Origin of the sequence: Acidianus brierleyi (genome assembly GCF_003201835.2) — an archaeon.
Classification (GTDB): Archaea; Thermoproteota; Thermoprotei_A; order Sulfolobales; family Sulfolobaceae; genus Aramenus; species Aramenus brierleyi.
Map to the genome: position 1 here is coordinate 1,469,403 of NZ_CP029289.2, position 20,260 is coordinate 1,489,662.

Genomic DNA, 20,260 nt, shown 5'->3' on the forward strand with positions numbered 1-20,260 from the left:
ATGAATAAGAAACGTGCAAGGGGTAAATCTCACTCTACTAGGCCAGCTAGAGCTGGAGCACCTAAGTGGGTTAGATTTACTAGAGAAGAAGTAGAAATGCTTATTGAAGAGCTATACAAAAGAGGTTATTCTGCGAGCATGATTGGCGTAATATTAAGGGATCAGTATGGTATACCATTAGCAAAACAGATAACTGGTAAGAAAATAACTAAAACATTAGAAGAAAAAAATCTTGCACCTAAGATCCCTGAAGATTTATTTAATTTGATACGAAAAGCAGTAAATGTAAGGAGGCACTTAACTGAATATCCTGCCGATAAATTCTCTAAAAAAGGTTTAGAGGAAATAGAATCTAAAATAAGAAGATTAGTATACTATTATAAACAAACTGGTAAGTTACCATCTAATTGGGCATATGATCCAGCAACTGCAGAACTTTTAGTAACATCTTCGTCTTAGTTACATCCAACTTTTTTTAATTTCCCCTCTAGGGCTAGTTTGTAAGCTACTCTTGTTAAATGGTCAGCTTTTTTGTTCATTTCTCTAGGAATCCATTTTATCTCTATTCTTTTAAATGTTTTAATAACTTGATTTATCTGATCAAATAGTTTTACTAATCTATGCGATTTTATCTTATATATACCGTTTAGCTGATTTATCACTAATTGGCTATCTCCATATATTAATACTTCTTCGATTTTTAGTTCCCTAAGCTTAGTTAAAAGACATAGTAATCCTGTATACTCTGCAACGTTATTTGTGGCATCACTACTCCATGGTTCAGCAGCTAATCCAAAACCTTCAATATTATTATGATCAGTTTTTATATAATACCCATATGTAGCTATTCCGCCTGGATTTTTTGGTTCACACAATCCATCAAAATATCCTTCAATCAATTTTGCTCAACATTTGATACTTCTTCAATTCTTTCCTTAAGTATTTCTGCTACTCTATTGTCTATTCCTATAGGTTTAGCTATAATTATTTTTATTTTCTTATTTTTAGTTTGTATAAATCCGTTTTCGTCTACTCCTAATAATTTTGGAATGTCTCGTAAAAAATGTCTACCTGCAGCAAAAAGTAAAGGAACAGCTATTATTTCGTCTACTCCTTTATTTGCAAGATTTTCTGCACTTTCTCTTAATGTAGGTTGATTAAACTCTATAAATCCATATTCTACGTTATCAAAATATTTTAATAATAAGTCTTTATATTTTGTAGCAACGTCTGTCCATTCTTCTACTCTACTTCCATGTAAAACTAATAATACGCCTATCATAAGGTGTTTAATTAACTGCGAGTTTATATACTTGTGCTAACATTAGCATTTTGAGGTAGTTACAATTGCCAGATTTTAAGGTCGTTGTATCAGATCCAGAAGTAAAAAATGTAAAACAATTAAAGGTTAAGGTAAAGGCAGTAGATTCCATCCCGTCTATGGAAGGAGAGAAAGAAAACAGAACTTTACCTATGGCTAAATTAAGTTCAAAGCTAAAAGAGCAATTAGGATTAGAAAGCTTACTTACTTTGCAAGTTATAAAGCAAGAAGGAGATAAGAAGAATAAAATAAAAGTTCACTTTACTGTGCAAGTAGACGATTCCGCAGGCGATTATGTTCTAATAAGCAAATCCGCAGCCGAAAAATTTGGAAGCGAGGAATTTGAGGCTACGGCTTATAGAACTAAAGCTTTTCAGATCAATATAGATCAAAATAAGATAAACTTATTAGGTCTTAAACTAGGAGATACATTTACAATAAACATCAACGGTATTAATTTTAAGTTAAAAATAACTGGAGGTTCAGATAACACAGGATTTGCCATGAGAGCAGATGTATTAGGTGCAGCTAAAAGAAAGATATTTTTAGCAGGACCTCCAGGCTATAAACCATTAGAAGATGGAGAAAGAAGAAGAAAGATCGTTAGGGGTAATATGATAAGTAACGAGATAGTTCAGATTAATTCTATGATTATAAGGTGATTTTTTGCCCTGGCCAAAGGTTCAGCCTGACGTGAACATAGGTGTAGTAGGTCATGTAGATCATGGTAAGACAACTTTGGTTCAAGCTCTTACTGGTATTTGGACCTCAAAACATTCTGAAGAATTAAAAAGAGGTATGACAATTAAGCTTGGATATGCAGAGGCTAGTTTTGGGTATTGTAAGTCATGTAAAACGCCAGATGCCTATGTAAATGAAGAGTCTTGTAAACAATGCGGTAGTGATGAAGATCCTGAATTTATAAGACGAGTATCATTTCTAGACGCTCCAGGTCATGAAATTCTAATGGCTACTATGTTATCTGGAACGGCAATATTAGACGGTGCAATACTAGTTGTTGCTGCAAATGAACCATTTCCACAACCTCAAACGAGGGAGCATTTTGTTGCATTAGGAATTGTTGGAATTAAAAACTTAATTATAGTCCAAAATAAAATTGATGTAGTTAGTAAGGATCAAGCTATAGAACAATATAGGCAAATAAAAGATTTCATAAAAGGCACTTGGGCAGAGGGATCTCCTGTAGTTCCAGTAAGTGCGTTGCATAAAATAAACATAGACGCTCTAATAGAGGCATTAATAACTCACATAAAAGCTCCTCAAAGAGATCTTACTAAGACACCTATTATGCTCACTGTAAGAAGCTTTGATATAAATAAACCAGGTACCTTGTATAGTGAACTTAAAGGTGGAATTATAGGCGGGAGTATTGTACAAGGAGTATTTAAAATAGACGAGGAAATAAAAATATTACCAGGATTAAGAGTTGAAAACAAGGGGAAAGTATCGTATGAGCCCTTATACACTAAGATAGCATCATTAAGATTTGGAGATTTAGAAGTTAAAGAAGCTAGACCAGGAGGATTAGTAGCAGTAGGAACATACTTAGATCCGTCTATAACTAAAGCTGATACGCTAGTAGGTAATATAGTTGCAGATTCAAAAGCTAATGTTCCAGTTTTATGGAAATTAGATATTATTTACAATTTGCTTGAAAGAGTAGTAGGAAGTCAGCAGTTAATTAAAGTAGAACCTATTAGAAATAAGGAGACTCTTATGCTTACAATAGGATCATCTACTACTCTTGGAATAGTTACATCGTCTAAATCTGATGAGATTGAAGTAGAACTTAAGAGGCCAGTAGCTGTATGGGATAATAATGTAAGATTGGCTATTAGCAGGCAAGTAGGAGGAAGGTGGAGATTAGTAGGATGGGGGCAAGTTCAACTTTAGGAGTATTAGTAGATACAAACATTTTGCTATACGTATACGATAGAATAGACCCTTTTTGGAAGGTTATAAATTTCTTAGATTATAAACCAAGATTTTATGTTCATAAACAGGTTTTTAATGAATTGTCTACATTGGAAGGTAGAAATAGGAATTCGTTTGTAATGAATGCGAGAATCAGATTAGCTAGAACTTATCTTGATATTCATAAGAGTTTTTGGGAAGAAATAGATTGTTGTTCTGAATTAGAAACAGATAAGGCATTACTCTGTACAGCAAAAAAATATAATCTCTTAATCTTTACTAATGATAGGGAGTTAAAGAAGGAAGCATTAAAAATTGGTATAGGAATAATTTTCTTATTGGATAAAGGTAAAATTATAAAGTCTTTCTATCCAATCTAACTTGGTTTGCAATGTTTAAGCTTGTTAAGGCCAGAGGAGTAGTAAGAATTCCACCAGAGGATTTTGGACAAGAATTGGATCAAGTAGCTATAGAAATATTGAAAAAAGAATATCAAGAAAAATTATTTAAGGATCTAGGTTTAGTTTTAGCCGTATTAAGTGCAAAAGCAAGTGAAGAAGGTATGATAATTTTTGGTGATGGTGCTACATATCATGAAGTAGAATTTGAGCTATTAACATATGTTCCTGTAGTTCAAGAAATAGTAGAAGGAGAAGTGACACAAGTTGATAACTATGGACTATATGTGAATCTTGGTCCTATTGACGGATTAGTCCATATCTCACAGATTGGTGATGACAATTTTAAATTTGATCCTGTTAGAGGTATACTAGCTGGAGAAAAAACTAAAAAAATATATCAAAAGGGCGATATAGTAAGAGCAAGAATAGTAACTATTTCTTCAGCATCTGTAGGCAAATTACCTAGGATAGGATTAACTATGAGACAGCCTACTTTAGGTAAAATAGAGAAAAAGAAGTGAATAAGAATGGCTAACATATTAAAAGCTTGCAAAAATTGTAAAGCCTTAGTTCCAGAAGATCAAGACGTATGCCCTATATGCGGTGGATCAAGTTTTACCAATGATTGGGAAGGAATGGTAATAATAATAGATAATAATTCAGAGATAAGTGATTTAATAGGTGCAAAAAAACCTTGGAAATACGCGATAAATCTAAAGTGAATTTATGTTTTCAAGCACCTTCTTATTTAAGAAAGGAATTATCCAGACCATATGGAATTCTATTTACAAAAACTAATAGTTTAATAGATTATGTATCTAAAAAAAAAGAATTATTTCAGTAGGTGATGTAGTTACAGAAATTTTAATTCAAAATAACATTATGCCATTTCTTAGTATAATAGATGGTAAAACTAAAAGAATTGTAAAAACTAAAGAGAGTATTAAACCTACTTACTATATTAAAAACGAACCAGGTATACTTAGGATAGAGTCTATTGATTTAATAAATAGAGTATTAATGTCTACTTCATCTTCAGTAGTTTTTGTAGACGGTGAAGAAGATTTGTTTGTTATTCCCTTAGTTCTTGCAGGAGAAAAAGGAGATTTAGTAGTTTATGGCCAGCCTAACGCAGGCGCAGTAGTTTTAGAAGTATGCGAAGCTACTAAGTGGAGGGTTAATGATATTTTTAAAAAATTTCAATTAAAAAACTGTTAAAATCAGACCTGCGCGAGTTCTTCACCAATCAGCCCTTTCGAGCTTCGTCATCTTTACGCTCCATATTTACTAGCTCTATTAGAATAATTTAATAATAAATTCATTACATTTATTCCCATTATTTTTAAGCTACCTTTTTTAGCCTCTCGTTCATTGAAATCCTTTATATCATCTGCTATTATATTTTCTGGAACATAAATCATTATTGGTACAGGATCTCCAGAATGCTCTTTTAATTCCACTGGAGTAGCATGATCTCCAGTAAAGGCTATTACTATTTCTGAGCTATAATTATCCAGTATTTTACCTACCATATTATCTATTTTTTCTATAGCTTTTACTTTTTCTGTAACGTCTCCATCATGCGATGCAGCGTCTGTAGCTTTTATATGCAAAAATACTAGATCGTATTTATCGGATTTAAGGAAATTGATCACCTCGTTAGCTTTGGCATCATAATTAGTATCAATACCGCCTGTAGCACCTGGTGGAGTAATAGTCTCCATTCCTAATGATCTACAGATACCTTTAATTAATGGAGTTGCAGTAACTGCGGCTGTAGTTAACCCTGTATAATCCTTTATTTTGGGTAGTTCCCTATGTACGGCTACTCCTCTTAATAGAATAATATTAGCTGGTAACTTATTTTCTGATAATCTAAGTTTATTTATCTCAGAAGTAGATAAGACTTCATATATTTTTTTAGATAGTTTATTTACTATTTCAGCTGTTCTTGAGGATGCTGGAGAATTATCTAATGGTTTACTTTCTTTAATTTTTAATCCAGTTTCGTGCGGATCTGTATCTGATATCTTATCGCTTAGATTATCTCCAGATAAAACTACTGAAACTCTATGTTCAGTTCCTTTATAAAATCTAACTTTTACACCATCTATTTCTCCTATTTTAGAATTTAATTCATTTATTAGCTGTTCTGCTTCATCTATTTTCCTACCAGCTCTCCTATCTACTACTCTCATTTCATTATCAACTGTAGCAAAATTTCCTCTAAATGAAATGTCTCCTTCTGTCAATTCTGCGCCAGATCCTAATGCCTCAAAGCTTCCTCTTCCCCTATAATACTTATGAGGATCTATTCCAAATATTGCCATATGAGATGTATCGCTTCCAGGAATAATTCCTGGTGATATTGGATCCATTAAACCTACTAGTGAAGATTTTAATAGGCTTTTTATATTAGGTTTATCGGCAGTTTCTAGTGGAGTCTTATTGTTTAGACTCCTTACCTGTCTATCACCTAATCCGTCAGCTATTATTAGTAATATCTTATATTTTTTCATACTGCGACACTTCTTTTAAGCTCAGACGCCATTCTTTCGTATCTTTGTATATCAGCTTTACTAAGACTAGGAGTTACTACTTTTAATGCATCTTCGAAATCTTGCATTGTAACTTTAGCGTTAAGATTATTCATGCAATTTCTCATGAAGTTGTCATAGCATGTATTATTTCCCTTACATTCTGCCATGGCCTTATTATTGCACTCATTAGATAACTTTCTTAACATTATCATAGTAGCTTCTCTAACTAAAGCCTCGAGATCTGCTCCAGTATATCCTTCTGTTTTGTCAGATAATATATCAGCCATGCAATACTTTATTTTCTCATCTTTACACTTTTCATCTTTGCATTCATTTAATGCAAGGTTAATACATTGTTGCGTGCCTTCTATGGGTACTCCCCTCATGTGGATCATGAGTATCTCTTTTCTTGCTTCCTTGTCTGGTGGAGGTACATAAATTAGCCTATCAAATCTGCCAGGTCTTAGTAATGCTGGATCTAATATATCTGGTCTATTAGTTGCAGCTATTACTACTACTTTACTTAGCGGGGTAATACCATCCATTTCAGCTAGCATCTGATTTACAATCCTTTCAGTAACGCCACTATCATGAGAAAATCCCCTCATTGGAGCTATAGCATCTATTTCATCGAAGAATATTATAGTAGGTGCAGTTTGTCTAGCTCTTTTGAATATTTCTCTTATTGCTTTTTCGCTTTCTCCTACCCATTTGGATAGTACTTCTGGTCCTTTTACTGCTATGAAGTTTGCTCCGCTTTCTGTGGCAACTGCTTTGGCTAACATTGTTTTACCTGTTCCTGGTGGGCCAAATAATAGTATACCCTTTGGCGGTCTTATTCCAGTTTTTTCAAATATACCGGGATATCTCATGGGCCATTCTACGGCTTCTCTAAGTTGTTGTTTTACTAGATCTAGTCCACCTATATCTGTCCAGTGTACTGTAGGTACTTCTACATATACTTCTCTAAGTAATGTTGGTTGTACAGTTTTCATAGCTTCAGTAAAATCGTCCATGTTTACTTTCAATTCCTTTAATGTTTCAGGTGGTATTTGACCTATATCCAAGTTTATCTTCCCTGTATTATCCTTAAGGAATTTTCTTAATGCACTCATTGCTGCTTCTTTAGCTAAAGCTGCTAAGTCTGCACCAGTATATCCGTTAGTCATTTCAGCTATAGCATCCAAATTTACGTCATCAGAAAGGGGCATATTTCTCGTATGTACTTGTAATATTTCCTTTCTGGCCTTAGTGTCTGGTGGCCTTATCTCTATTTCTCTGTCAAATCTTCCCGGTCTTCTAAGAGCTGGATCTAGTGCATCAGGTCTATTAGTAGCACCTATTACTACTATTTTTCCTCTTCCTTTGATTCCATCCATTAATGTAAGCAATTGAGCTACTACTCTTTTTTCAACTTCTCCAGTAGTTTCCTCTCTCTTTGGCGCTATAGCGTCTAATTCATCAATAAACACTATAGACGGAGAATTTTTCTCAGCTTCTTCAAAAATTTCTCTTAGTCTTTGCTCACTTTCACCGTAAAACTTACTCATAATTTCTGGTCCATTTATTGTATAAAATGATGCACCTATTTCACTTGCAAGAGCCCTTGCTAGCAAGGTTTTACCTACACCTGGAGGTCCAAATAATAGTATTCCTTTAGGAGGCTCTATACCCAATCTTTGAAAAAGCTCTGGATGTTTCATTGGAAGCTCTACAATTTCTCTTATTTTTTCCTTAACATCTTCTAAATCTCCTATATCTTCCCAACTAACCTTTGGATAATTGCTAACTTCCTTTACTGGTTCTTCTTTGATTTCTATTTCTGTATTAGAACTTACATATACATTATTTGACGGTGATGTAGATGTTACTATTAATTCTATTTGTCCAGTGTAAATAGGTATAGGTATTACTTCGCCTTTGCTTAACGGTTTATACAATAAATAATCTTTTACGTAATCAACAAAAGACTGATCAAATCTAATTGGTTCAGTAGGAGCTAGAATAATTTTCTTTGCTTCGTCAACTTTAGCTTTTTTTACGCTAACTTCGTCGCCTATCGAGACACCTATTGCGCTTCTTACGTAACCGTCAATCCTAATTTCTCCATTACTTAAATCGTACGCTGGCATAGCTTGAAGCAAAGAAGAATTAGAGTTTCCTTTTACTTCTATATAATCTCCAGTTTCAATTCCTATTTTTCTCATGGAATCTTCTGAGATTCTGCCTATTTTTCTGCCTACATCTCTTTGTCTAGCTTCTAGAACCTTAAGTTTAAGCTCGGAGGACATGCTACATACTATTTATTTAAAACAAAAATAAGTCTTTGCTAGTAGCTAATATGCCTTAATTGTCAACATTTTCTATAACTTTTAATTTTTTATTGTTAATTTTTGATATATTGTCAAATTATTTCTAATATCTATAGTATATTTGTACTAATCAAAAGTTTATGGAATTAATTTTAAGTTTAATAGAATTTTTCAATAAGCTCGAGAGCAATCTTTTAAATAACTCTTTGCTCACAAAAGTAATAATGGCTTTAGATTACGATATCCCAAATATTATTTATATGAACTCTTGCCCTAATTGTGGTAGTAATATTTCATCATTAAGGTTATATAAGGGTTCTGCGTGTGAAAAATGTATAAAAGAGGATATTGTGTTTAATGATCTTAATAATCTTATACAATATCTCAATTCTAATAGTAATTTAGGACTATTAAAGGATTTTAAAAATATACTAGATAATTATAATAAAGTAGTAGTCTTATTTAATAAGATTCTTAATTCTCCTCCTTTGGGTCCTCAAAAATCATGGATCTTAAGAGCACTAAAAGGAGATAGTTTTGCCATTGTAGCACCGCCTGGCTTAGGTAAAACTACATTCGGTATTCTGATGTCGCTGTATTATTCCTCAAAAAATATTAAGTCTTTGATGGTCTTCCCTACTAGAACTTTGGTACAGCAAGTAACTCAAAGAATCCAACAAATGAGTAAAGATCTGGATAATGTACCAAAGCTTGCTTATTATTTATCTAATCTTACTCGTTCCCAGAAAGAGGAATTAAAAAAATCCCTAGACGCGTCAGATTTTGATATATTTGTAACTACATCAAGATATCTTATTAATAATATAGCCGATATTAATCCAGAACAATATGGATATCTATTTGTAGACGACGTTGACTCAGTTCTTAAATCCAGTAAAAGTTCCTCAACTATTCTTAAGCTTATGGGATTTAATGATACTGACATACAAAACGTTAAAGAACTTCTAAGAAAAGCAAGAAACGATGATACAGTATTTGAGGAAATTAAAAAAATAAGAGAAAAAAAGATCGGTAAAAAAATTGCTATTTTCTCATCTGCTACTATAACTAAGGGTAATCCTGTATTTTCCTCCCTTATGGGCTTTAAACCGGGCAGTGCTGTAATATACCTAAGGAATGTAATAGATTCCTATATCCAATCCAATGATATTATAAGCATTACAAAGTCAATAATAGATAGGTTAGGTTCTGGTGGATTAATATATGTTCCAATAGATAAGGGAACATCATTTGCAAAAGAACTAGCTACTGCGTTAGATGGTAATCTTAAAGTTGATGCGATATCTTCATCTTCTACTTCAAAATTAGAAAAATTTGAAAAAGGAGATATAGACATACTTATAGGTGTTGCAACACATTATGGTATACTAGTAAGGGGCATTGATATACCATGGAGAGTAAAGTACGCTGTATTTGCAGGTATTCCAAAATTTAGATTTAAAATTGGAGAAAAAATGCATCCGTTAGCTATGTTGCGAATGCTTACTTTAATTTCTTTGGTATTAAAGGATCCAGAAATCTCCAAAATATTAAGAATAGTAAAGTTTAGACTAAGAAATATATCACCGGCAGCACTTAATATTTTGGCAAAGAACGTTAAAGACGGTACACTTAATGATCAATACATGTTAAAGGCATACGAAATAGTTAATAAATATCTTAAAGATAAGGAATTATTGGAAAAAATATCAGAAATAGGAGAAATTTCTATTAATGGTGATTTCATATCTACTCCTGATTATTTAACATATATTCAAGCTAGTGGAAGAACCTCAAGAATATTTGGTGGAGAATTAACCACTGGTCTTTCCATATTAATTGTTGACGATACTAAATTATTTGATCTATTAAATAGAAGATTGTCTCTAGTGCTAGATGATATAAATTGGCATCAATTTGATATTGAAAATGATAAGATAGGAAACTTGGAAATAGATAAGATATTAGAGAAAATAAATTCTGAAAGAGATCAAATAAGGAAAATAAAAGAGAGCGGATTTTTGTCTGCAAGTTCTGTACAAAAAATAAAGACAGCATTATTCATCGTTGAGTCACCTAATAAAGCTAAAACAATATCTAGCTTTTTCTCTAGACCTAGTGTGAGAGAATTTGACGGATTAAGAGTCTATGAAACTGTAATAGGAGATAAAGTTCTTATGGTTACAGCTAGTGGAGGGCATATTTATGATCTTACAACAAAGGATATAGGCATACATGGAATAGAAGTAAAGAAAAATGGGAAACTTTCTTTTTATGCATATTATAATTCAATAAAACGTTGCTCTAATGGTCATCAATTTACCGAATATTCAGAAGATAACTCTTGTCCATTGTGTGGTAGCAAAAATGTCAGGGACAAAATGTCTACTCTAAATGCTTTAAGACAGTTAGCATTAGAAGCAGACGAAATATTTATAGGTACAGATCCTGATATAGAAGGAGAAAAAATAGCATGGGATATATTCTTAAATTTACGACCTTATAATTCCAATATATCTAGAGCAGAGTTTCACGAAGTTACAAGAAGGGCTATTATAGAGTCTTTAAATAATCCTAGAAAATTTTCTATACCGCTTCTTCAGTCTCAACTAGTTAGAAGAGTAGAGGATAGATGGATAGGCTTTAAACTGTCCAAAAAACTTCAGACAGAATTCTGGCCAATAGAATGTAAAAATCTGGGTAAACCCTGCGTTGAAAACAAGAATTTAAGTGCAGGAAGAGTTCAGACTCCAGTCTTAGGCTGGGTTATATCTAGATTTAATGAGTATAGTAAAACTAAAAAAACAGTATATGTTGTAAAATTTTTAGACAGTTTTACAATTTTAATACCGCGTCAATCTAAATTAAATAAAAATACAAAGCTAAAAATTGTGATAAATAATATAGCGGATTCTAAAGAATCTTTCGGACCATTACCTCCATATACTACAGATTCTATGCTTGCTGATGTATCTAACTTCTATGGAATTTCAGCTTCAGAAATTATGAGAATAGCTCAAGATCTCTTTGAAATGGGTCTAATAACATATCATAGAACAGACAGTACTAGAATATCTAACGTAGGAATAAGCATAGCAGAAACCTATCTTAAGCAGACTATAGGAGATAACTATAAATCTATTTTTAAGCCTAGGAGTTGGGGAGAAGGAGGAGCTCATGAAGCTATAAGGGTTACTAAGCCGCTAGATTCTGATCAATTAAGAGCAATGATAGAAGAAGGGGAATTAGAACTACCTAAAAGACTAACTTTTAACCATTATAGAGTTTATGATTTAATATTTAGGAGATTTATAACTAGCCAGTTAATTCCAGTAATACTTGAGAAGGAGATTGTGAATTTAAGTGTTAAGACAGAAAATAATGTAATGTTAAATATAGAAAATAATCCAGTAGAATTTGTATACAATGTAACATTACCAGGAGATACGCATTTTTCTAAACTTTATGTTCCAATGAAAACTTCAGGTAAACCAATAAAGTCTAAAATAAATTGTATTCCTGGAAAAGACTGTGAATTTGACGCTAAAGTGCAATATTCTTTTAGTAAGAGTGATGTTCAGTTATATACTCAAGGTACTCTTATTACAGAGATGAAAAATAAAAAAATAGGAAGACCTAGCACATATGCTACTATAGTGTCTACATTATTAAAAAGGGGATATATGATTGAGAGTAAAAATGTTAAAAGACTTGTTCCATCAAAACTAGGTATAGATGTTCATTCCTTTCTAGTAACTAGATATCAAAAATTTGTATCTGAAGATCGTACTAGAAGTTTATTAGAACGTATGGACATGATAGAAGACGGAAAAGAAGACTATAGACAAGTATTAAAGCAATTATATGAGGAAATACAAGATATTGGGTGATAATTTGTGCTAATCTCGTTAACTTACCTAAAAATGAAAGAGATGTCAAGAAAACATAATATTGAGAAAGCTAAAAAACTAATAAAGACATCCAAAGAAAGAGGAGCAAAACTAGTAGTTTTGCCGTCTTTATTCCCAGTAGGTAATTCTTTTGAGCTTTACAATAACGAGAAAAAAATGAGGAGTATGGTAAAAAATTTGGCTGAAAAAATTCCAGGAAGCTCTACTGATATTCTAGTTAAGTTAGCTATGGAAGGAGAAGTACATCTAATAGCGGGTCCATTGTTAGAGCAGGCAGGACCAAAAATTTTCTTAACTACATTAGTTATCTCTCCAGATGGCGAAATAATAGGTAAATATAGGAAAATAGTAGTATCAGAAAAAGATATTAGACTTGGAATATCAGGAGGTAAGGAACCTATTTATGTCGTGCTAGATAACAAATATGGTATAATTTCTGAGGACGATTTAATGTCACCCGAAATAAGCAGAATATTATCATTAGGTGGTTCACAAGCTGTAATAGGCACCATGAGAGCATTAAATAAAAAACAAGAGATAGTTAAACATCTAGCTATATCAAGAACGATAGAAAACGGTATATCTTATTTAGTAACTGGTGAAATGATAGAAAACGAGGATGGTGAAATAATAGGTTCTTCTCCTACATTTATTACTACGCCGGAATCTCTAATTTATAAAGAAGCGGAAGAAGAAGATTCTATGATACTAGTAGAAAGTTCAATAATAACGCAGAATAAAGAGAACGCCTTCAGTAGATTAAGCAATATGGAAACCATAATAAACGGATTATGTAAAAGTATCAAAAAGAATAGAATTCTTAATGAAAAAGCAATAACTAGTAAAACTTCTGAAAGTTAAGCTGCCATATAGACTGCTGTTCTCCTATTTTTGAAACTTTCCTTTATAAGACCTTGCGAATTGAGCTCTTTCAAGATTCTTTTAGCTACGCTAATAGTGATATTAGACTTAGTAGCTAATTCGTAAGGAGTTATAATTTTTTCCTTTTTTATTTCGTCTTGGACCCTTTTTATCATTTCGTTTGAAATCACTATATTTTTTGAAATTACTTCACTTCCAGTTTTGCTTGTTTTCTTTCCAGAAGCTTTCTTTTGTTGAGCTTCCATTTCTTTTTTCATTCTCTTTTCAACGTTGCTAATAGGTTTCTTTGATACTCCGCCCATTTTATTCACCTGATAATCTTTAATGTAATATAAGAATATAATATTTATGACTGAAAATCTGGTAGATGATCTTCTATCTAGAGTTTCTAGATTTGCATCAGTATTAGGAATTTCGAGAACAGAGCTACGAATATATTCTACATTGTTGCTTGAAGGTCAAATGTCAGCTAGGGAAATTTCAGAGAAACTTGGGATCTCGTATACTAAAGTATATAGTATATTAACGAAATTGGAGGAAAGAGGATGGATAAGAAGAACAGGTAAAAAGCCAGCTTTCTATAATGCAATTCCAATAAGAGATTTATGGGCTAATATAAAAAAGCTATTAGAAAATAGAATTGATGAGTTTGAAAAAGAATTTATAGAACCATTATCGGCTATGCTTTCTTCCTCATCTACGTATAATATCATTGTCATCTCATCAACAGATTTAAAGAAAACAATTTTTGACTTACTTAATGAGGCTAGTAGTAAATATCTCATAGCCATATCGTATCCAGAAATTCTTACTAAGGAGATATTAGACGTAATATATACGAAATCTTTTAGTAATGAGGTAAAATTAATAGTTCCAAGTTCTGTAAATGTAGAAAAAATACCAAATGTTAAAAAGGCAGATAATATGTTTGGCAGCGGTATTATTACTTCTTCTGCAGTTCTTTTAATAATAAAAAACAATGATAGACTATCTGGTCTTTTGTCAAATCATAAGTATTTTGTAGATATTGCAACTGTATATTTTGATCATCTATGGGAGAATGTATGTAAATAGCACCGTGCAAAAATTCTTAAAAATAATATTCATGGAATTCCTTATACAGACCTTAAATGAAAATAATAACAGTTAAGCTACCAGAACAGTTCTTGGAAGCAATAGATGAATTAGTAAATACAGGAAGATATGAGTCTAGAAGTGAAGTTATAAGAGCAGCAATAGGTGATTTTATTAGAAAAGAATTATGGGTTAAAGAATAGTGATGAAGGCTGGTATTAATGATAAGAGAGATGATTTAAGACACCAAAACTGATAAGATAAGGTTTTTTATATTATAGTTATCTTCAACTGTTGTGGCATTAAAGGAAGGAGACATTGTAACGATTTGGATAGATAGTAAGAGGGTATTTCTGTTAAAGATAACTAAAGGTAAAAAATTGGAAACCGATAAAGGATATATATTACATGATGATCTAATAGGTAAGGAGTATGGCGATTTAGTGAAAATGTCTAGGGGTTCTGCATATTTATTGAAACCTTTTTTAGAAGATATATATTTAGATTTAAAGAGGCCATCCCAAGTTCTTTATCCTAAAGACGTTGCGTATATGATATATTCTTCTGGAATAAAGCCTGGAGATAAGGTAGTAGAAGCTGGTACTGGTTCTGGATTTCTCACAATATCTTTAGCATATTTCTTGGGTAAAGAAGGCAAAGTAGTAACTTATGATATTAGAAAAGATATGCAAGAAACTGCTAAATATAATGCTTATATACTAAATCTTACTGATAGAATAGAATTTAAAAATAAAGATATCAAGAACGGTATAGATGAAAGTGATGTAGATGCAGTATTCTTAGATATGCCATGTCCTTGGGAAGTTGTATCAAAAGCTTATGAGGCACTTAAACCATCAGGCGCATTAATAGTTTTTGTTCCTACAGTAAATCAAGTAGAAAAATCGTATTTGGAAATGGAAAAGTATAATTTTATAGAAATTCACGCTGAGGAACTTTTATTGAGAGAGTATAAGGTTAAGGAGGGTGCTACAAGACCAAAAAATATAGGCGTTGTACATACAGGGTTTATTATAAGGGGAAGAAAATCAATAAAACCTTTATAGGAAATAGTAGAGTAAATATAAAATGAGTGAAACTAAGCTTAACATATATGCTAAACTTATAGTAAATTTTGAAAAAGATATTAAAAATGTAAAGTCAGAGATAGCTAATGATACAAAGAACCTAATATTGCTTTCCCAAAATTTATCCCAACAATTCAATAGTGTAGCAGAATCGTCTTTAAAAGAAATTTCTAAGTCAATCGACGAGGAAAAGAATTCTGAAATAAGTAAAATTAGACAGAAATATAGTGAGGATAGAGAACAGAAACTGCAGCAAATAAAATATAATGCTGAGAAAAATTTTGAAAAAGCTGTTTCTGAAGTATTGTCTGCCTTAAGTGGGGCATTTAAATGAGTTCAGCTTCTTTGGCATATTTATCCTCAATCTCACGAAATTTTAAGTCAAAGACTTTGACCAAAGGTCTTATAAATGAATTATTAGCAGAAACTGAATGGAAAAATGCTGTAAATATATTGAAGGAAAGAGGATATTTTGAAGAAGTTAGCTATAATTTTGATGATATGGAATACCTTATTAAGAGTAATGCTATTCAGAATTTGCTTCTATTAATGAATCTGAGTATGTCAGTAAAAACGTCGTACTATATAGCTAGCTTATATTATTATATATTAACTTTAGACGAATTCGAAAATATTATATCTGCAATATATAATAAGGTCAATATCCAAAATACTAGAATATTTCAGAAAATAATGGAATCCAAACCAGAAAATCTTAATGAACTTGTTAATTTGATTAGAGACTCTATTCATGGTAAAGCGTTACAGTACGCTCTATCTAAAAATCCACATGATTTATCACAATTGAATTCGTATTTAGACTACTATTTTATTCTTGAATTATCTAAAACTATAGAAGGTTTAAGGGGAGATTGGAAAGCATCTGCTGACAGTATAGTATGTGGATACAAAGATTATTACACAGTTAGCATGGCTATCAGGCAAAAAACGCAGGAAAACGTTGTGTGTAAAGTTAGTTTAGATGTTATAAAAGACTTAGTTAATTCTAGATCTTCTACTGAAACTATAGATATACTTAGAAGAATATCGTATGCTAGGTCTATGGAATTTACTAATGTCTATTCTGCACTATCTTCCTTATATAGGGAAGTTAGGGTTTTAGCACGGAAAAATGCGTTAAATGCATTTATGGGAAGTCCATTTACTCCTGTTACAGTTCTTGGCATTTCAGAAATATTACGATTAGATAAAGAAGACCTAATTTCTATTTTAAATGGAATAAAACTAAAAATGAATCCTGATAAGATAAAGTCTAAGCTATCATTTGAAATGGTATAATAGTTTTTCATCTACCAAATAATCATTGTTATCTTTTATTATAGTAAACTCAGGAAATTTTGGTGGATCAGGCATTTCGTTAACTGGTTTTTCTTTCCCTAAATATATCCATTTTAACTTTCCATTTATTTTTTCTAGTTTATACCAGTATTTTCCTATATAGAAATATTTTTTACCATTTTTATGGACTACATGAAACGGTTTTAAATATACATCGTAAACTTTTATTTTGGAGTTATAATCATATACTAACTCTTTGAATTTAGTGATAATGTTATCAAATTGTTTCTCATCTATTTTTATAAACATAATAGAAGATAGACGTTTATTTTGAAAAGATTTAATATAATAATAGTGGTATGACAATGAAGACTAGGAAAGTAGGTCATACGAATATAGAAGTTTCTGAAATAGGTTTAGGTTTATGGAGTTTAGCTACTGATTGGTGGGGCAATCCATATAAAGGTGAAGATGTTATTAAGGAGGCTTATAACAATGGTATAAATTTTTATGATACTGGGGATATTTATGGTGAAGGTAAAGCAGAAGAAATAATATCAAAGACTCTCTCTAATAAGAGAGATAGTATAATCATATTAACTAAAATTGGATATGATTTTTATCACAAAGTAAATAACAAGTCTATACAAAAGTTTTCTATTGACTACTTAGAATACGCTTTCAAACAGTCATTAAAAAGGCTCAATACTGATTATATAGATATTTTAATGTTACATAACCCTAAAATAAATGTAATTAGAGATAAAGAAATACTAGATTTCATGATATCGTTAAAAAATGATGGAAAAGTAAGGGCCATAGGTGTAGCCCTAGGTCCTACATTAGGTTGGGGCGAAGAAGGTAAAGAAGCTATACAAATGGGATATGAAAGTCTTGAGCATATTTATAATATGATAGAACAATATCCAGGGAAAGAATTATTAAAGTATAATATAGGTCATTTTACAAGAGTTCCCCACGCTTCTGACGCATTAAACGAAGATAAATGGCCAATAGTAGAAGATAAAAAATTACATAGAAGCCTTAAGAATATAAATTGGATAAAAGAAGCAGTAGAAAAAAGCCAGGAGATGCATAACTTTGCTAAAAGTAAGGGAATAAAGTTATCTCAATTAGCTCTAAAATTCGTATTATATAATAGTAACGTTTCGAGTGTAATTCCAAATATAACTACTATAGACGAACTTAAGGAGTTTATTCAAGTTGAAGGAATTCCAGATTTAACAGATGATGATATAAAATTTATAGATGATTATTATGATATTAAATATAAGAAATTGAACGAAGAAAGTATAGAAGAGACTAAGATCTATAAGTAATATAGAAGTCTAGAAATTTTTTAAATGCAGCGGCTCTATGTGAATAGGTATTCTTTTCCTCAATTTTCATTTCCGCAAAAGTTTTGAAACTACCATTTGGGACAAATATTGGATCAAATCCAAAACCTTCAGTTCCTCTAATATCTGATATTATAGTTCCATTTACTTTACCTGAAAATATTTTTGTTATTTTATCATCAATATAGCAAAGAGCTGTTTCAAAATATGCTTTCCTATTTTTAATTCCTGATAATAGTTTCAGTATTCCTTTATTATCTAATGTACGTTTAACGAAGTTAGTATATGGACCTGGAAATCCATTAAGCTCCTCTATAAATAATCCACTATCATCGACTAATATTGGCGATTTGAATATAGAATAGAATATGGAGGCAGAGTATCTTACTATCTCTTCCAAAGAGTCAGCTTGAATTTCTAATTTTGGTGCATTTATCCATTCTAGATTAACATTATTTCTTTTTGCCATCTCATCTAATTCGTCAAATTTATGCTTGTTACTAGTTATTACTTTTATTACGCCGTTCTTCAACATATCTACCTCTCATTCTAATATCGTTCACAGTTTTCAACACATCCATGTAATTTTCGACTATTTGTGAGTATCCATTCCTAAATCCATTGAATATGATGTCTTTTTTGTCTGGATGTATACTTTCTAACGATCTTAAAAACACATGTATATCTGTGGCTAAGTCTTCAATATCATTAGATCTTTTAGCTAAACCAAAATCTATCATAAATATGTCATTTTTAGAATTTATAATTAGATTATTTGTTGTAAGATCACCATGAGTTATGCTAGCCTTATGTAACTTCCCTGTTAAAACTCCTATTTTATATCCTATGTCGTATAAATTTTCTGTATTATTACGTATTAAATCCTTAACTACTATTCCTTCTATATATTCCATAATTATTGTAAAATTATCAATATCTATGAATAATATTGCAGGCACATTAACGTCTGATTTTAGCGCATCATACATTATTCTTGATTCACTAATTGTTCTTTCAGAGTTTATTTTATAATCTAATTTAGAATCTCTATATGATTTACTTACTCTTTTCTTGAATATTGAATGTACACCAAGAAAATATCCTTCATAGATGATTGATTCAGAACCTCTTTTTAGTATTTTCAATTTCTCCAAGGTATACTTACCTCATCTATCCTCCATCTAGGTCTTATGACAGACTCTTCTATAGGTATGTATATCCCAGATTTTGCTGCTAGTAATCCAGCATATGCTATCATAGCCCCATTATCTCCTGAGTAATTAGGAGGAACTATCTTTATTTCAACTCCCCAATCGTCACCTAGTTCCTTCATCTTTTTTCTTAAACTCACACTTGCTGCTACACCACCCACAACTAAGATTTCCTTCTTTGAAGTTAAAGCTAAAGCTCTTTCAGTAGCTTCCAGAAGCATATCAAACGCTATTTCCCTTATACTGTAACAAATATCATGGATGTTATACTTCTTCCTAGCTCTTAAGGCGGCTGTTAAAAGTCCAGAATATGACATATCCTGTCCTTTAACCACATAAGGTAAATCTATTAACTTTCCATTTTCGTCTGCACATATATCAATTACATGCTTTCCGTTTATTACATACGGAGGAGCAAGTCCACTTTCTCTTACAAATACATCCATCATATTTCCTAGGGCAATATCTAATGTTTCACCAAAAATTCTAAATCTGCCATTATAGAACGTAGTTATTATAGTATTTCCACCGGATAGATAAAGTATTAGTGGATCTATGGCTTTTGTTGATAAGTAGCCTATTTCTATGTGGCCTATTCCATGATTAACAGGAACTAATTTTTTATCATACTTTAAACTGAGAGCTCTGGCTATGACTGCGCCTACTCTTAATGCTGGGCCTATGCCTGGACCCAAAGATATTGATATATAGTCTATATCTTTTAGAGTTAATTTTGCTTCGTCTAAAGACTTTCTTATTATATCTGCGGCTACTAATGCATGGTGTCTAGCTAAATCAGTTGGTTTCATCCCACCAGATTTTGGGACATAAGTATCTTTAACATTGGATAAAATAAAAGGCTCATTATCTGTTGCTATTCCAACTCCAAAAGTATGAGCTGTTGATTCTATCCCTAAAGTTATCATTT

Annotated in this window: 23 protein-coding genes and 1 pseudogene; 15 read left to right on the forward strand and 9 right to left on the reverse strand. The window is 31.7% G+C overall.

Annotation, left to right across the window (positions count from 1 at the left end; translation table 11 throughout):
• The gene (locus DFR85_RS23770) at nt 1-459 is read left to right on the forward strand and encodes a 30S ribosomal protein S15 (RefSeq protein ID WP_110270412.1); all 459 of its coding nucleotides are present in this window, start codon (nt 1-3) and stop codon (nt 457-459) included.
• Here DFR85_RS23770 and rnhA read toward each other — a convergent pair.
• Together rnhA and DFR85_RS23780 are read right to left on the reverse strand one after the other, a co-directional pair.
• Nucleotides 456-899: a ribonuclease HI gene (gene rnhA / locus DFR85_RS23775; RefSeq protein WP_110270413.1), complete on the reverse strand. Its 444-nt coding sequence runs from the start codon at nt 897-899 to the stop codon at nt 456-458. The two genes, DFR85_RS23770 and rnhA, sit on opposite strands and share 4 nt — an antisense overlap.
• Nucleotides 896-1,282, reverse strand: a complete 387-nt coding sequence (locus DFR85_RS23780) for a CbiX/SirB N-terminal domain-containing protein (protein WP_110270414.1) — start codon at nt 1,280-1,282, stop codon at nt 896-898. The genes rnhA and DFR85_RS23780 overlap by 4 nt, the downstream gene beginning before the upstream one ends.
• A 65-nt stretch (nt 1,283-1,347) precedes the next feature.
• On the opposite strand from DFR85_RS23780, the gene DFR85_RS23785 reads away from it, so the two are divergent.
• From DFR85_RS23785 to DFR85_RS23810, 6 genes and pseudogenes are all read left to right on the forward strand, one after another.
• On the forward strand, nt 1,348-1,983 hold the full coding sequence (locus tag DFR85_RS23785) for a 30S ribosomal protein S6e (protein WP_110270415.1): 636 nt from the start codon (nt 1,348-1,350) through the stop codon (nt 1,981-1,983).
• Nucleotides 1,984-1,987: 4 nt separating this feature from the next.
• Nucleotides 1,988-3,235 (forward strand): translation initiation factor IF-2 subunit gamma, encoded by a 1,248-nt coding sequence (locus DFR85_RS23790; RefSeq protein ID WP_110270416.1) that lies wholly within the window; start codon nt 1,988-1,990, stop codon nt 3,233-3,235.
• Entirely contained in the window at nt 3,214-3,636 is a 423-nt protein-coding gene (locus DFR85_RS23795) for a type II toxin-antitoxin system VapC family toxin (protein ID WP_110270417.1), read from the forward strand. Before DFR85_RS23790 ends, DFR85_RS23795 begins: the two co-directional genes overlap by 22 nt.
• 11 nt (nt 3,637-3,647) lie before the next feature.
• Nucleotides 3,648-4,178, forward strand: a complete 531-nt coding sequence (locus DFR85_RS23800; protein ID WP_110270418.1) for a DNA-directed RNA polymerase — start codon at nt 3,648-3,650, stop codon at nt 4,176-4,178.
• A gap of 6 nt (nt 4,179-4,184) precedes the next feature.
• Nucleotides 4,185-4,379 carry a transcription elongation factor subunit Spt4 gene (gene spt4 / locus DFR85_RS23805; RefSeq protein ID WP_246253055.1) on the forward strand — a complete coding sequence of 65 codons (195 nt, stop codon included), beginning with the start codon at nt 4,185-4,187 and terminating at the stop codon, nt 4,377-4,379.
• A pseudogene (locus DFR85_RS23810) lies at nt 4,352-4,875 on the forward strand (GTP-dependent dephospho-CoA kinase family protein). Before spt4 ends, DFR85_RS23810 begins: the two are co-directional and overlap by 28 nt.
• 53 nt (nt 4,876-4,928) lie before the next feature.
• Here the strand turns inward: DFR85_RS23810 and DFR85_RS23815 are convergent.
• Complete coding sequence (locus tag DFR85_RS23815; RefSeq protein ID WP_110270420.1) at nt 4,929-6,176, reverse strand: 2,3-bisphosphoglycerate-independent phosphoglycerate mutase; 1,248 nt, start codon at nt 6,174-6,176, stop codon at nt 4,929-4,931.
• Complete coding sequence (locus DFR85_RS23820) at nt 6,173-8,488, reverse strand: CDC48 family AAA ATPase (protein ID WP_110270421.1); 2,316 nt, start codon at nt 8,486-8,488, stop codon at nt 6,173-6,175. Before DFR85_RS23820 ends, DFR85_RS23815 begins: the two co-directional genes overlap by 4 nt.
• Nucleotides 8,489-8,733: 245 nt before the next feature.
• On the opposite strand from DFR85_RS23820, the gene rgy reads away from it, so the two are divergent.
• Nucleotides 8,734-12,399: a reverse gyrase gene (gene rgy, locus DFR85_RS23825; RefSeq protein WP_110271826.1), complete on the forward strand. Its 3,666-nt coding sequence runs from the start codon at nt 8,734-8,736 to the stop codon at nt 12,397-12,399.
• Nucleotides 12,400-12,405: 6 nt separating this feature from the next.
• On the forward strand, nt 12,406-13,281 hold the full coding sequence (locus tag DFR85_RS23830) for a carbon-nitrogen hydrolase family protein (protein WP_110270422.1): 876 nt from the start codon (nt 12,406-12,408) through the stop codon (nt 13,279-13,281).
• Here DFR85_RS23830 and DFR85_RS23835 read toward each other — a convergent pair.
• Entirely contained in the window at nt 13,278-13,604 is a 327-nt protein-coding gene (locus tag DFR85_RS23835) for a 30S ribosomal protein S25e (protein ID WP_110270423.1), read from the reverse strand. The two genes, DFR85_RS23830 and DFR85_RS23835, sit on opposite strands and share 4 nt — an antisense overlap.
• Nucleotides 13,605-13,650: 46 nt before the next feature.
• On the opposite strand from DFR85_RS23835, the gene DFR85_RS23840 reads away from it, so the two are divergent.
• The 5 genes from DFR85_RS23840 to DFR85_RS23860 all read left to right on the forward strand — a co-directional run bounded on the left by DFR85_RS23840 (nt 13,651) and on the right by DFR85_RS23860 (nt 16,763).
• Nucleotides 13,651-14,376: a TrmB family transcriptional regulator gene (locus DFR85_RS23840; RefSeq protein WP_110270424.1), complete on the forward strand. Its 726-nt coding sequence runs from the start codon at nt 13,651-13,653 to the stop codon at nt 14,374-14,376.
• A gap of 56 nt (nt 14,377-14,432) precedes the next feature.
• Nucleotides 14,433-14,579 (forward strand): ribbon-helix-helix domain-containing protein, encoded by a 147-nt coding sequence (locus tag DFR85_RS23845; RefSeq protein WP_110270425.1) that lies wholly within the window; start codon nt 14,433-14,435, stop codon nt 14,577-14,579.
• Nucleotides 14,580-14,672: 93 nt separating this feature from the next.
• Complete coding sequence (locus DFR85_RS23850; RefSeq protein ID WP_110270426.1) at nt 14,673-15,443, forward strand: tRNA (adenine-N1)-methyltransferase; 771 nt, start codon at nt 14,673-14,675, stop codon at nt 15,441-15,443.
• Between the two features lie 22 nt (nt 15,444-15,465).
• The gene (locus tag DFR85_RS23855; RefSeq protein ID WP_110270427.1) at nt 15,466-15,798 is read left to right on the forward strand and encodes a hypothetical protein; all 333 of its coding nucleotides are present in this window, start codon (nt 15,466-15,468) and stop codon (nt 15,796-15,798) included.
• On the forward strand, nt 15,795-16,763 hold the full coding sequence (locus DFR85_RS23860) for a V-type ATPase subunit (RefSeq protein WP_110270428.1): 969 nt from the start codon (nt 15,795-15,797) through the stop codon (nt 16,761-16,763). The genes DFR85_RS23855 and DFR85_RS23860 overlap by 4 nt, the downstream gene beginning before the upstream one ends.
• Here DFR85_RS23860 and ubp read toward each other — a convergent pair.
• On the reverse strand, nt 16,746-17,072 hold the full coding sequence (gene ubp, locus DFR85_RS23865) for a UBP family nucleoid-associated protein (RefSeq protein ID WP_110270429.1): 327 nt from the start codon (nt 17,070-17,072) through the stop codon (nt 16,746-16,748). The genes DFR85_RS23860 and ubp overlap by 18 nt on opposite strands.
• Nucleotides 17,073-17,128: 56 nt before the next feature.
• On the opposite strand from ubp, the gene DFR85_RS23870 reads away from it, so the two are divergent.
• A complete protein-coding gene (locus tag DFR85_RS23870) occupies nt 17,129-18,103 on the forward strand; it encodes an aldo/keto reductase (protein WP_110270430.1) in 975 nt (324 codons plus the stop codon).
• On the opposite strand, the gene DFR85_RS23875 is transcribed toward DFR85_RS23870, so the two are convergent.
• From DFR85_RS23875 to kae1, 3 genes are read right to left on the reverse strand one after another with little or no spacing between them, the layout of a single operon-like run.
• Nucleotides 18,087-18,656, reverse strand: a complete 570-nt coding sequence (locus tag DFR85_RS23875) for an XTP/dITP diphosphatase (RefSeq protein ID WP_110270431.1) — start codon at nt 18,654-18,656, stop codon at nt 18,087-18,089. The genes DFR85_RS23870 and DFR85_RS23875 overlap by 17 nt on opposite strands.
• Complete coding sequence (locus DFR85_RS23880) at nt 18,622-19,275, reverse strand: Kae1-associated kinase Bud32 (RefSeq protein ID WP_110270432.1); 654 nt, start codon at nt 19,273-19,275, stop codon at nt 18,622-18,624. The genes DFR85_RS23875 and DFR85_RS23880 overlap by 35 nt, the downstream gene beginning before the upstream one ends.
• Nucleotides 19,263-20,258, reverse strand: a complete 996-nt coding sequence (gene kae1 / locus DFR85_RS23885; protein ID WP_110270433.1) for a KEOPS complex N(6)-L-threonylcarbamoyladenine synthase Kae1 — start codon at nt 20,256-20,258, stop codon at nt 19,263-19,265. The genes DFR85_RS23880 and kae1 overlap by 13 nt, the downstream gene beginning before the upstream one ends.
• Nucleotides 20,259-20,260 lie beyond the last annotated feature (2 nt).